Source organism: Ruegeria sp. J8 (assembly GCF_056531925.1).
The window spans coordinates 78,442-91,010 of record NZ_JBQFMR010000006.1; the positions used below are offsets into that span (position 1 = coordinate 78,442).

11 protein-coding genes are annotated in these 12,569 nt (G+C 59.1%); 2 read left to right on the forward strand and 9 right to left on the reverse strand.

What is annotated here, in order from left to right; translation table 11 throughout:
- Positions 1–5: 5 nt before the first annotated feature.
- Positions 6–1,448 carry a nodulation protein NodH gene (locus ACR0L1_RS13700; RefSeq protein ID WP_480859407.1) on the forward strand — a complete coding sequence of 481 codons (1,443 nt, stop codon included), beginning with the start codon at positions 6–8 and terminating at the stop codon, positions 1,446–1,448.
- Here ACR0L1_RS13700 and ACR0L1_RS13705 read toward each other — a convergent pair.
- The 8 genes from ACR0L1_RS13705 to hslO form a co-directional block, all read right to left on the reverse strand.
- Positions 1,432–1,950 (reverse strand): L,D-transpeptidase family protein, encoded by a 519-nt coding sequence (locus ACR0L1_RS13705; RefSeq protein WP_170771395.1) that lies wholly within the window; start codon positions 1,948–1,950, stop codon positions 1,432–1,434. The two genes, ACR0L1_RS13700 and ACR0L1_RS13705, sit on opposite strands and share 17 nt — an antisense overlap.
- A 60-nt stretch (positions 1,951–2,010) precedes the next feature.
- A complete protein-coding gene (locus tag ACR0L1_RS13710; protein WP_480859409.1) occupies positions 2,011–2,796 on the reverse strand; it encodes an ion transporter in 786 nt (261 codons plus the stop codon).
- An 18-nt stretch (positions 2,797–2,814) separates the two neighbouring features.
- Positions 2,815–4,038 carry a class I SAM-dependent RNA methyltransferase gene (locus ACR0L1_RS13715; protein ID WP_480859411.1) on the reverse strand — a complete coding sequence of 408 codons (1,224 nt, stop codon included), beginning with the start codon at positions 4,036–4,038 and terminating at the stop codon, positions 2,815–2,817.
- Positions 4,039–4,085: 47 nt separating this feature from the next.
- Positions 4,086–5,918, reverse strand: coding sequence for an ABC transporter ATP-binding protein (locus ACR0L1_RS13720; protein WP_480505415.1), 1,833 nt, complete (start codon positions 5,916–5,918; stop codon positions 4,086–4,088).
- Positions 5,915–7,753, reverse strand: a complete 1,839-nt coding sequence (locus ACR0L1_RS13725) for an ABC transporter ATP-binding protein (RefSeq protein ID WP_480859414.1) — start codon at positions 7,751–7,753, stop codon at positions 5,915–5,917. Before ACR0L1_RS13725 ends, ACR0L1_RS13720 begins: the two co-directional genes overlap by 4 nt.
- A 192-nt stretch (positions 7,754–7,945) precedes the next feature.
- On the reverse strand, positions 7,946–9,100 hold the full coding sequence (locus ACR0L1_RS13730; RefSeq protein ID WP_480505412.1) for a CCA tRNA nucleotidyltransferase: 1,155 nt from the start codon (positions 9,098–9,100) through the stop codon (positions 7,946–7,948).
- Complete coding sequence (locus tag ACR0L1_RS13735; protein ID WP_170790297.1) at positions 9,097–9,702, reverse strand: CoA pyrophosphatase; 606 nt, start codon at positions 9,700–9,702, stop codon at positions 9,097–9,099. Before ACR0L1_RS13735 ends, ACR0L1_RS13730 begins: the two co-directional genes overlap by 4 nt.
- The gene (hslO, locus tag ACR0L1_RS13740) at positions 9,686–10,663 is read right to left on the reverse strand and encodes an Hsp33 family molecular chaperone HslO (RefSeq protein ID WP_170790216.1); all 978 of its coding nucleotides are present in this window, start codon (positions 10,661–10,663) and stop codon (positions 9,686–9,688) included. The genes ACR0L1_RS13735 and hslO overlap by 17 nt, the downstream gene beginning before the upstream one ends.
- Positions 10,664–10,739: 76 nt before the next feature.
- Here hslO and ACR0L1_RS13745 point away from each other — a divergent pair, with 76 nt between their 5' ends.
- Positions 10,740–11,183, forward strand: coding sequence for an NUDIX hydrolase (locus ACR0L1_RS13745; protein WP_170771379.1), 444 nt, complete (start codon positions 10,740–10,742; stop codon positions 11,181–11,183).
- On the opposite strand, the gene ACR0L1_RS13750 is transcribed toward ACR0L1_RS13745, so the two are convergent.
- Positions 11,180–12,451: a PP2C family protein-serine/threonine phosphatase gene (locus tag ACR0L1_RS13750; RefSeq protein ID WP_480859416.1), complete on the reverse strand. Its 1,272-nt coding sequence runs from the start codon at positions 12,449–12,451 to the stop codon at positions 11,180–11,182. The two genes, ACR0L1_RS13745 and ACR0L1_RS13750, sit on opposite strands and share 4 nt — an antisense overlap.
- Positions 12,452–12,569 lie beyond the last annotated feature (118 nt).

Here is a 12,569-nt window from a genome sequence, read left to right on the forward strand (position 1 = left end):
ACGCAATGGCCAAGACCTTCGACTATTTCGTTATTCTCGCAGCCATGCGCACCGGTTCGAACCTTTTGGAAGCAAACCTGAATGCGCTGGACGGCGTGACCAGCCATGGAGAGGCGTTCAATCCGCATTTCATCGGGCGCATCAAAAAGGACGATCTGTTAGGAATCACGTTGGATGAACGCGATGCGGACCCGCTGTCCCTGCTGGACGCCATCCGGTCGGGCGACGGTCTGAACGGGTTTCGGTTTTTCGACGGTCACGACAATCGTGTGTTAGAGCCTGTTTTGACCGATCCGCGCTGCGCCAAGATTATTCTGACGCGCAATCCTTTGGACAGCTATGTTTCGCTTAAGATCGCGCGGGAAACCAAGCAATGGCAGCTCAAGAACATAAAGCGGCGGCGCGAAGCGCAGGTTGGTTTTGACGCGGCCGAGTTCGAACGGTTTCTGGATCAACACCACGCCTTCCAAACCTCGATCCTGCACCAGATGCAAGCCACCGGTCAGACCCCCTTCTACCTTGCCTACGAGGATCTGCGGCGGCTGGACAGTTTGAACGGCCTGGCCGCATGGTTGGGGGTTGAGGCGCGGTTGGATGCATTGGACGACACGCTCAAACCGCAAAACCCGGAACCGGCGCGCTCCAAAGTGACAAACCCTGATGAGATGGAGCGCGCGCTGCCCACTCTGGACCGGTTCAACCTGCATCGCACGCCGAATTTCGAGCCCCGGCGCGGTCCGGCTGTTGCGACCTATGTGGCCGCCCCGCAAACGCCGCTGATGTATCTGCCTGTGCGCGGCGGGCTGGAAGGGCCGATCACGCAATGGCTGGCGAATCTGGATGGCGTGCCGCAGGATAATCTGACCACGGGCCAGAACAGGCGACAAGCACGGAACTGGCTGCAATCACATCCCGGACACCGCAAATTCACGGTGCTGCGCCACCCTTTGGCGCGGGCTCATACGGCCTATTGCCGCTATATCCTCAGCACCGAACCGGGCGCTTATCTGAAAATTCGCAACATGCTGCGCAATCGGTTCAAACTGCCAATCCCCGGTCAATTGCGCGACGGCAATTATCCGATCGAGCAGCACCATCAGGCTTTTTGCGAATTCCTGACCTTTCTCCGCCAGAATCTGGCCGGTCAGACTCCGGTGCGCGTTGACGGGGTCTGGTGCAGCCAGGCACAAGTGCTGGAGGGGATGGCGGGTTTCACGCCCCCTGATCTGATCCTACGCGAAGAAGACGTCACCACTGCCCTGCCCGAGTTGGCGCGCCGTTTCGGCCATGAGGCCCCCCCGACTCCAACGGCCGTAGTGCGCGATGCGCCTTACGACCTGTCAGACATTTGTGACGAAAAAATCGAGGCGCTGGCGGCCGAAACCTACCAGCGCGACTATATGCAATTCGGATTTGATCGGTGGAAACCGGTTACGCGCGCAAGGTGATGATCGTGCCGCGGTTTACCATCGCGTAGATCTCTTCAATCTCTTCATTCTTGACGGCGATGCAGCCTGCCGTCCAATCGGGCGTTTTCTTGGCGCGTTTGCGTTCAGCCCGTCTGTTCGGTTGGCCGTGGATAAAGATATCCCCACCCGGATCAACCCCGGCGGCTTTGGCCTGCGCAACATCGTTGGAATTGGGATACGAGATTCCTAACGACAAGTGATATCGGCTGTTGGGGTTGCGGCGGTCGATCAGATAGGTGCCCTCGGGGGTGCGCCCATCGCCGCGCTTGGTCTTGGTCCCTTCGGGGGCGAATCCAAGATCTACATTATATTCCTTGAGGACGTGTTCGTTGTGCAGAAGATACAACTTCCGCGCGCCCTTGTTGATGACCAAAGATGTTACTTCGGGTCCATCATAAGTTAGAAAACGTGGGCTGGCCGAGGCACAGGCCGAAAGGCCTACCGCTGCCACAGCACCCAATCCAAATGCTCGACGATCCATATTTCACTGCCTGCTACTTATTTTTTTCCGAAATTATGCCATAAAACACAAAAACTGAAATCACTTTTTGCTGTTCGCCCGCTCGGCCAGGCGTCTTTCGATATTTTCCAGCCGTTCCAGCACCTCGTCCCGATAGGCATCGGTTTTCACTTCATCCTCGGCATGGTGCGCGTCCTGCATCGAGTTCACGATCAGACCAACCAGCAAGTTCACCACTGCAAAGGTCGTGACCATGATGAAGGGAACAAAGAACAGCCATGCATAGGGATAAACCTGCATCACTGGGCGGACGATCCCCATAGACCAACTTTCCAGCGTCATGATCTGAAACAGTGTATAGGCCGACAGACCCAGATCGCCGAACCAGTCGGGAAAGCTGCCCGAGAACAGCTTGGTCGAGATCACAGCCCCGATATAGAACAGTATCGCCATCAGCAAAAATACGCTGGCCATGCCCGGCAGCGCCGAGATAAAGCCTTCGACCACCCGACGCAGGCGCGGCGCGACCGAGATCACGCGTAACACTCGCAGAATTCGCAGTGCCCGCAACACAGACAATGCGCCGGCACTGGGGACAAGAGCTATGCCCACAATGATAAAATCAAAGATATTCCAGCCGCTTGTGAAGAATCGACGCCCGGTCGCGACCAGTTTCATCGCGATCTCGGCCACAAAAATCGCAAGACAAAGCTTATCTAGAGTCACGATCAAAGGGCCCGCAGCCTCCATCAAGGTCTCGGAGGTTTCCATGCCCAAGAGAGCGGCGTTAAACAGGATGACACCGGTGATGATTTTGCCGAAAATCGGCGCTTCTATAATGGTCAGCAGACGCTGATTGATGCCCATTCGGGATCTCCAGTGCGATTAGGGGTTCAGAGCGAACCGGGCGGCAAGTTCGGTGTGGGACGACCACCGAAATTGGTCAACCACCTGTACCCATTCAAGGGTGTAGCCTGCGTTAACCAGCGTCTTTGCGTCGCGGGCAAAGGTGACCGGGTTGCACGAAACATAGGCAATCACCAGAGGTTTGGCCTGCGCCAGCTCGGCAGTTTGTGCCTCTGCCCCGGCGCGGGGCGGGTCCAGCACCACGGCGTCATAGGGTTTCAGCTCGTCCGGCATCAGCGGGCGGCGGAACAGATCGCGCGCCTCGGTCGTGACTTTTTTCAACCCCTGTGCCCGGCGCCACCCCTGATCCAACGCGTCGGTCATCGCAGACTCGCCCTCAATTGCATGAACTTCGGCAGTTTGCGCCAGAGGCAGCGAGAAGGTTCCGCATCCTGCAAACAGATCGACAACCCGCTTTGCCCCCTGCGTGGCCTGCAAAACTGCCTGTAACAGAGCCTGTTCGCCCTCTTTCGTCGCCTGCAAAAACGCACCGGGCGGCGGTACAACCGCAGCTCCGTCAAAGCGCTGAACCGGGGCGTGGCGCATCGCGATAACCTCGCCCTCCCAACTGAGGCGGGCAAGCCCGTGTTTCTCGGTCGCTTGCGCAAGGGCCAGTTCCAACGGGCCATCCAGCGGCTTGCCGCCTTTGACCGCAACGTCCAGTCCGCCTTCGGACAAGGTGAGCGTCACCGCCAGCACGCCTTTACGACTGCCACCCAACAGAGCCAGCGCCTCGGCCACGGGAATGGCAGCGATCAGGGCCGGGTCCAGCAGGTGACAATCGGGGATCTCGGTGATGGTATCAGACGCGCGTCCATGGAACCCGGCAAGCGTGCCTTTCTTCGTCCGCCGAACGGCAATCGTTGCACGGCGACGCGAACGTTCCGGCGAGGTGTGAATGGGCCGCATCAGGGCATCGAGCCCCTGCGCGGCCAGCGCGTTGCGCACCACCGCCACTTTCCAGTCAGCGACAAAATCATCCGACGCGTGCTGCAATTGACAGCCACCGCAGGCCTTATAGTGGCGACACGGTGCCTTCACCCGTTGGTCCGAGGGGGTTTCGACCCGGATATCAGTCAAAACCTGCCCGTTAAGCGTGCCGCTGACCACCTCACCCGGAAGGGTTCGGGTGGCATAAACGGGACCGTCGGCTATCCCGTCGCCCTGATGGCCAAGGCGGTTTATGGTGAATGTCTGAGTCATGCGGGCCTGATACCGGTGCCTTGCACACAACAAAAGCCCTTTGGGCCCTATTCCGCCGCCTCGGCCTGAATGAATCCGCCAGACTGGCGGTGCCAGAACCGCGCATAAAGCCCGCCTTGATCCAGCAGCGCGTCATGCGAGCCGGATTCGACGACGCGGCCCTGATCCAGAACCACGATCCGGTCCATCTCGCTGAGGGTGGACAGGCGGTGGGCAATGGCCAGAACGGTTTTGCCTTCCATCACGCGGTGCAGGGCTGTCTGGATCGACGCCTCAACCTCGGAATCCAGCGCCGAGGTCGCCTCATCCAGCACCAGAATTGGGGCGTCTTTGAGGATTGCGCGGGCCAAAGCGATGCGCTGACGCTGTCCACCCGACAGCTTTACGCCCCGCTCACCCAGATGCGCGTCATAGCCGGTGCGACCGTGAGCATCTTGCAGGGACAGGATGAATTCATGCGCCTCGGCCTTTTTTGCGGCGGCAATCATCTGATCCTCAGAAGCATCGGGGCGCCCGTACAGAATATTGTCACGCGCCGAGCGATTGAACATCGCGGTTTCCTGCGTGACCATGCCGATCTGACGGCGCAGGCTGTCCTGCGTCACCTGTGACACGTCCTGCCCATCAATGCGAATAGCGCCTTTTTCCCCGTCATAGAGCCGCAATAGCAGCGAGACGAGCGTCGATTTACCTGCGCCAGAGGCCCCAACGATCCCCAGTTTTTCGCCGGGGTGAATGACCAAATCCACATCCGATACGCCGCCGATATCACGACCATAGGCAAAGCTAACGTGGTCGAAGGCGATCTGACCCTGACCCACTTTCAGTTCCTTTGCGGCAGGTGCATCCTCGACCCGGTCACGTTTGGCCAGGGTTTTCATGCCATTTTCGACCTCGCCGATATTGGCGTAAAGACCCATCAGGGTGAAACTGACCCAGCCGGTCATCTGCGAAATGCGGATCGAGACTGCGCCCGCCGCAACGATATCACCCGCCGTCGCAATGTCGCTGCGCCACAGCAACAAGGTCGCGCCCATCAGCAAGACCGGCAGAACACCTGCCAGCACCATCAGGATGAACCGGAAAGCGGCGGACAGGCTGCCGAACTCCAGAGATCTTTCGCGTAGATCGACCATAGCTGTACGCGCGGCCTGATCTTCGAACGCGGAATGAGCGAACAGCTTGACCGTCTTGATATTGGTGATCGTATCCACCACCTGCCCCGACACCATCGCCCGCGCCCCGGCCCGCGCGGCCGAGCGCAACCGGATTCGCGGCAGGTACCAGCGGATCAAAAGGAAGTAGACGATGAGCCAGCCGATAAAAGGCATCATCACCAGTGGATGAATCGATCCTAACAAAAGCAAAGAACCCACAAGCGAGGCCAGCGCAAAGACAATCGCACTGATCGTCTCGGACACGACCGAGGCCATCGCGTTCGAGGTCTGCATCTGTTTCTGCGCAATCCGTCCGGCGAAATCATCATCGAAATAGGTGACGGATTGGCCCAGAGTCCAGCGGTTCAGCTTCGCCAACACCAAGGGCGTGATATTGGGCATCACGACATAGTTGTTCGACAGGGCCGACATGCCGAAAAACACAGGGCGCAGCAGCATGAAGAACGCGGCACCGCCAAGGATGACCCACAGATTGCTGCCGCTCAGAAAACCCTCGGGACCGCCTTGGGTCGCCACGTCTATGACGCGTCCCAAGATCCAGGCAGTTCCGGCTTCCATCGCACCTGCCGACGCCGAGAAGAACGCGGCAACAAAGATCATCGGCCAGGCGCCCGACAGGCTCCAGCGAATGAACGCCCCCAGCGTTTGCGGCGGGGGCGTTTCGGTGGATTTGAACGGGTTTATGAGGTCAGCAACCCTCATTCCGCGGCCTCCGGGTTCAGAAAGCCGCCGGATTGCCGCGCCCAGAACTGAGCATACAGTCCGCCCTGCGACAGTAGCTCTGCATGGCCACCCTGCTCGACGATCTTGCCGCCATCCATGACCAGAATACGGTCCATGCGGGCGATCGTGCTAAGACGGTGAGCAATGGCGATCACGGTTTTTCCCTGCATCATGCCGTAGAGCGTTTCCTGGATTGAGGCTTCGACCTCGGAATCTAGGGCGGACGTCGCCTCATCCAACAGCAAAATCGGCGCATCTTTCAGAATGACTCGCGCCAACGTCACTCGTTGCCGTTGGCCACCGGACAGTTTCACGCCACGCTCACCCACATGCGCGTCATAACCCGTGCGCCCCTGCGGGTCTTGCAGATCAAGGATGAACTCATGCGCTTCGGCTTGCTTGGCGGCGGCGATCATTTGCCCCTCTGTCGCTCCGGGGCGGCCATAGAGAATGTTGTCCCGGACCGAGCGGTGCAGCAACGCGCTGTCCTGCTGCACCATGCCGATATGGCTGCGCAAACTGTTCTGCGTGACCTGTGCGATGTTCTGATCGTCAATCAGGATCGCGCCCTGTTCGACATCATAAAACCGCAAAAGCAACTTGACCAAGGTCGACTTACCGGCTCCGGACCGCCCGATCAGACCGATCTTTTCACCAGGCTGAATTGTCAGGTTGATGTGATCCAGCCCTCCGGTCTCGCGCCCATAGTGATGCGACAGATCGCGGATGTCGATCTGACCGCGGGTCAGCTGCAACGGCTGTGCGTCCGGTGCATCGAGCAGGTCGATGGGTTGAGCAATCGTCTCCATCCCTTCGGCCACAACACCCAGCTCCCGAAAGAAGCTGGTCAACGCCCACATGATCCAGCCGGTCATCGCATTCAGCCGCAAGGTCAGCGCCGTCGCCGCCGCGACCACCCCGACCGAGGCGCTGCCCTGCATCCAAAGCGCAATGGCCCAGCCGACCACGCTGACGATCAGCAGCCCGTTCAGCGCAACCAGGACAGCATCCATGATGGTGAAAATCCGCATCTCGATCTGGAACGTGCGACGCGTTTCCTCGATTGCTTCGCGGGCATAGCCCAGCTCTTGCGCGTCATGGGCAAACATTTTGACCGAATGGATGTTGGTATAGCTGTCCACCACCCGCCCTGTCACTTGGGACCGCGCATCCGAGGCCGCCTTGGACGCGGGCCCCACCCGCGCAACCGTCCATCGTACTAGCAGCGCATAGAGCGCAAACCAGATCAGCAACGGCAATAACAGGCGCGGATCGGCGGCCATCAACAGGATCGCCGCACCCACCAGATACGCAAGCGAGAAAGAGATCGCGTCAAACACCTGAAACACCGCCTCACCCGCGGCGGGAGGCGTCTGCATGATGCGGTTGGCGATACGGCCGGCGAAATCATTTTCGAACCATTTCACCGACTGGCGCAGCACATGATTATGGGCACGCCATCTAAAAATAGTCCCTACATTGGGCAAAATTGCATTGTTCAGCAGCAATACATCCACCACATGCAACAGCGGACGCAGCAGCAGAACGAAGATGGCCATCAGAATCAACTCGGTGCCATGGGCTTTCCAGACTTCGGCCGGAGAGCCGGACAACAGGTCCACAACGCGGCCCATGTAGTAGATCAGCCCAACTTCTACCGCGGCCACAATGATCGAGATCAGCGCCGCCCAGACAAACAGCCCATAGAAGGGCCGGGTATATTCCAGCATGAACGGCCACAGCCGCGTGGGCGGCGTGTTGGTTTCCGTGTAAGCGGCAAAAGGGTCAACAAGGTTTTCGAAATAGCGAAACATGAAGCGTGCTCCAGATTGAGCAGATAATAGGTCGTGCGAAGAAAGATGGTGCCAGAACACCACCCTTACGGGTCAACGTGTCCCGGCTTTAGCCGAACCAGATCCCGTAATACATTCGCATCCCTCCATTCATGTGACAGGCGCACGTAAGCACAAAGAATCCAAATTGTCATCCCTTTTTGAGGCTTTGGCTCAGCTTCCCAGCAGTTCTTCACGGGTGAGGGCAAACCCGGACGCAATCCACCGCGTCTCAAGCTCTGCCAGTTTTTTGCCCAGCGCGGGGCCGGTGAAATCCGGGATCAGATCGGTCGCTTGAACTGGGAAATCAGCGGCAGCCCCTTTACGCAGATCAGCGCGCATGTCTTCTGACCAAGGCTGTTCCAGAAGAGCGCAGCGCAGCAAAGCTTCGTGCAGACCATCCTCTTCGCCGTCGCGAAAGCCCAACTCGGCAATGGATGCGGTGCCGCTGGCCTCATCCCGCATCCGGGTCAAGCGTTGAAGCTGGGTTTTGCTCAGGCGCAGGGTCTTGGCGATCTCAGGCGGGGCAATGGCGGCCAGACGGCGGATCGGTTCGGGATCAACCCCCGCCTGTTCTTCTAATGCAATCAAAGGAGCAAGCGCGCGGTCATCCGCCCCTGGCAGGATTTGAGACAGAGCCCCCGCCTGCCGCATCGCCGCGACCGAAGGCGCAGGATCCTGCGCACCCAATAGTTTCAACAGTTCAGCGCCAACGCGTTCGCGAGACAGGGCGACAAGCCCGTCCAGATTGGACGCAATCGCGGCCAGTGCATCGGGGTCAAACCCCGCCTCAGCGTCGCCATACCACGCATGAAACCGGAAATAGCGCAGCGACCGCAGGTAGTCTTCGCGAATGCGGTGTTCTGCCGTGCCTATGAACCGCACCCGTCGCGCCTGCAAATCGCCCAACCCGTTCAACGGGTCCAAAACCGAGCCGTCAGGCTGGGCGTAAAGCGCGTTCATGGTGAAATCGCGGCGGGCCGCGTCCTCTTCCACGTGATCGGAAAAGGCCACTACGGCCCGGCGACCGTCGGTTTCCACGTCACGGCGAAAGGTCGTGATCTCATGCGGGATGCCATCGCTGACGACAGTGATGGTGCCATGATCAATCCCGGTGGGGATCGCTTTCAGACCAGCACCTTGCGCCAGTTCCATTACGCGTTCAGGCCGCGCATCCGTGGCGATGTCGATATCCGAGACCGGAGCCCCCAGCAGCGCATTGCGCACGCAACCACCGACAAACAAGGATTGCGCGCCCGCATTCACCAGCGCCGCGCAAACTGTTTGCGTCGCCGGGTTTGACACCCAATCTTCGGTGATCACCGTCATTCGCTCATCCGTGCAGCCAAACCTCGCAGCATTCGGGCCGTCGCGCCCCAGATGTAGTAGGGACCATAGGGCACCGTAAAATAATACCGTTTCTGACCCCGCCACCGGCGCGATTCAACGAGATAGTTTTCAGGGTTCAGCACATGCGCAAGCGGGACCGAGAAAACCTCGTCCACCTCACCAGGTTCAGATACAAACCGGACCCTGTCATGCAAGATTGCCACGACCGGCGTGACCGTGAAGGACGTCACCGTCTCATGCGTGGGCAGATGACCCAGAATTTCCGGCAGATCCTCGGGCAAGCCAATTTCTTCACGGGCCTCGCGCAGGGCGGTGGCGGTGGCATCCACATCCCCCTCATCCTGCTTACCGCCTGGAAAAGCGATCTGCCCCGGATGATGTTTCAGGGCCGAGGAACGTTTCGTCAGGATCAGGCGCGGCGTGCCATCGGCGATGGAAATCGGAACCAGAACTCCGGCCGGTCGCAGCTTGCGCCCTTCGGGCAGAACCGTGTCGGGGTTCAGGTCAAAATCGCTTGACCCGTTGCCGGGGCGGCGCAGGGCCACCCTCAGCTGGTCTGTCAGTTCAGGCGTTGTCAACATCGAAACCAACAGTGCTGGGGTCCAGCACATAATGCGCACCGCAGAACTGGCAATCCGCGGTCACGTCACCCTCGGGCGTGGTCATCTTTTCGATGTCCTTGGCCGAATAGATCGACAGGCTTTGCCGCACACGGTCTTCGGAGCAGGTGCAGCCGAACTGCACCGGCTGCGCATCGTATACACGCGGCTGTTCCTCGTGAAACAGGCGGATCAGCAGGTCGGTCGGCGCTATGGACGGTCCTATTAGTTCAAGATCGTCCACCGTATCCAACAGGATGTTGACGCGGCCCCAATTTTCGCCCTCTTCCCCGTCCACCAGATCATTGGCGGTCAGAATCTCGCCCGCGCCCTGACCCGAAGCCGCAAAAGGCGAGGCTTTGGGCATGTGCTGCAACATCACCCCGCCCGCGCGCCAATGCTCACCGACGCCCGGTTCGGTCGATTTCCCAAAACTCAGCGAGAACCGCGTCGGCAACTGTTCGGACTGTGCGAAATAAGCTTCGGCACAGGCGCTGAGTGAGCCACCGGCCAGCGGCGTAATGCCCTGATAGGGCTGCGTACCCTCGCCCTGGTCGATGAGGATGGCGAAATACCCCTCGCCAACCTGATCAAACGGCGCGGCATCGGTCAGCTTATCATGGTCGAAACTGGCATAGGCGCGGATGCGGGCCGGTTCACCCTCGGCCTGTGGGGCATAGTAATCGGTTGCAATCATGCGCACCGCCCCCTTGGATTGCACCTGCAAAGACAGCTTCCAGCGCAGCGAAACCGTCTGACCGATCAATGCGGTTAGCAGGGCCATCTCGGCCACCAAAGCCTCGACCTTTTCAGGGTAGTCATGCTGCTTCAGGATGCCGTCCAGCACCCCGTCCAACCGCGCTACGCGGCCACGCATATCGGATACATCGAGTTGAAAGGGCAGGACGGTGTCGTCCCACGCGATTTTGGTTCCAAGAGACATGGGGTTTCCTTACACGCCACAGATTGGCATACCGCCAGCATATAGGTCGAAGATTTCGGGTTGTAAGGGGCCATACATGATCAGACGGTTCGGTGAAACCCCGCAAGCAGGGCGCAAATACACGCAGCGGGTAGGAGTTTACGCCTTATTGCCGCGCGGGCAGCAGCTTTTGCTGACCTGTCAGTTGGAACCCGGCCCCGATCTGCAACTTCCGGGCGGCGGTATCGATCCCGGCGAATCACCCATCACCGCGCTGCATCGCGAAGTGGCCGAGGAAACCGGCTGGCTGATCGCCGCGCCCCGGCGCGTCGGTGCCTTCCGGCGCTTTACTTATATGCCGGAATACGACCTGTGGGCCGAAAAGGTCTGCCTGATCTACCGCGCCCGTCCGGTGCGGCGCATCGGCCTCCCGACCGAGCCGTTTCACGAAGCGCTTTGGATGGAGGCCACAGATGCAGCCCAAATGTTGGGAAATGACGGGGATCGTCACTTTGCCACGCAATATCTGCTGGATCTCTAGTTCCCGTTATATTCGAAGAATACGGCCGAGACGTCATCATCCATGCCCTTCCCCGGTGCCATGGATTGCGTCAACCGCCAGAACATGTCGTCCAGAAACTCGGTCCCGCTGCGACCCGGCGCGCAGTCGGTTGCCAGGCGCCGCAGCCCGTCTTCGTCTAGCAGAGAGCCATCGGCCAAGCTGCATTCGGTGAACCCATCTGAATAGAGCAGCAGCTTGTCGCCCGGTTCCATATAGATTTCGGTCCGCTGAAAAGACACGTCTGACAGCAATCCGATCGGTAAACCGCCTTCGCCCAGAAACTCGGTCCCACCGTTCCGGCGCAACAACAGTGGATGCGGATGGCCAGCCTGCACCATTTTGACATGCCCGTTGCGCAAATCGACAATGGCATAGACCATGGTGAAATATTCTTCGACCCCTGCATCCGCCATTAAACGGGAATTGAGCGTTTCGGCCACGTCTTCAGGCGGTAAAAGCGCAAAGAACTTTTCAAAGCGCCGCTCCATCGCGACGTTTTGGTCAAAATGCTGACTGGAGAGATATCCACCCAGACGCGCGGTCATCATCGCCGAAGTGATCCCGTGGCCCGAGACATCTATGCTATAAAATCCCACGCGATTCACGCCCGGTGAGAACATGCCGACAAGGTCGCCCCCGATGTGACCGCAGGGCTTCAACAACATGCTGACACGCGACTTACCGAATTCCCGCGACAATTCGGGCACCAGAGATTCCTGGATCTTGCGCGCCTGCATCAGGTCCTTGTCGATTGCATCATGGGCCACCCGCAATTCGCTGAGCGCCGTTTCGATCAACCGGTTCTTTTCCGAAAGCTCGTGCTGCATGTCCAAGATGCGCGCCCCGGCCGAGATGCGCGCGCGCAGCTCATCCGCCTCAAGCGGTTTGATCAGAAAGTCATCCGCGCCGGCATCCAGACCCCGTGCCACCTCTTGCTTTTCACTTTTAGCGGTCAGCAGGATAAAATAGCTGTATTGATCCGTTTCCAACGCCCGAAACGCCCGGCAAAATTCCGGCCCGCTCATCCCCGGCATAACCCAATCGCTGAGCACTAGATCGGGCAGGTCCTGCGCACAAATCTCAATTGCGGCATCGCCACTGTCAGCTTCGAGAACATCGAAGCCCCATTTTTTCAGCGACGCCACCAGGATTCGGCGCTGCAGGCGACTGTCGTCAACGACAAGCACCGTTCGGATACCGCCGAACCCCAGTTCTGCCCTGGTTTCTGTCTGACTGACCTCTGCCACCTGAATGCCCTGCGGTTCCCGTCTTTGCAGGCAGACCCTAGCGCAGAGCTCTTTAATATCCGGTGAAGGGTGAAGCAGTTTGAGATTTAACCGGGTTTTTACCGCTTTCACGTTACCA

Bases quoted from the DNA above. Each gene is read 5' to 3' on its own strand.
- ACR0L1_RS13700 (WP_480859407.1), top strand. From the start codon at position 6: ATGGCCAAGACCTTCGACTATTTCGTTATTCTCGCAGCCATGCGCACC.
- ACR0L1_RS13705 (WP_170771395.1), bottom strand. From the start codon at position 1,950: ATGGATCGTCGAGCATTTGGATTGGGTGCTGTGGCAGCGGTAGGCCTT.
- ACR0L1_RS13710 (WP_480859409.1), bottom strand. From the start codon at position 2,796: ATGGGCATCAATCAGCGTCTGCTGACCATTATAGAAGCGCCGATTTTC.
- ACR0L1_RS13715 (WP_480859411.1), bottom strand. From the start codon at position 4,038: ATGACTCAGACATTCACCATAAACCGCCTTGGCCATCAGGGCGACGGG.
- ACR0L1_RS13720 (WP_480505415.1), bottom strand. From the start codon at position 5,918: ATGAGGGTTGCTGACCTCATAAACCCGTTCAAATCCACCGAAACGCCC.
- ACR0L1_RS13725 (WP_480859414.1), bottom strand. From the start codon at position 7,753: ATGTTTCGCTATTTCGAAAACCTTGTTGACCCTTTTGCCGCTTACACG.
- ACR0L1_RS13730 (WP_480505412.1), bottom strand. From the start codon at position 9,100: ATGACGGTGATCACCGAAGATTGGGTGTCAAACCCGGCGACGCAAACA.
- ACR0L1_RS13735 (WP_170790297.1), bottom strand. From the start codon at position 9,702: ATGTTGACAACGCCTGAACTGACAGACCAGCTGAGGGTGGCCCTGCGC.
- hslO (WP_170790216.1), bottom strand. From the start codon at position 10,663: ATGTCTCTTGGAACCAAAATCGCGTGGGACGACACCGTCCTGCCCTTT.
- ACR0L1_RS13745 (WP_170771379.1), top strand. From the start codon at position 10,740: ATGATCAGACGGTTCGGTGAAACCCCGCAAGCAGGGCGCAAATACACG.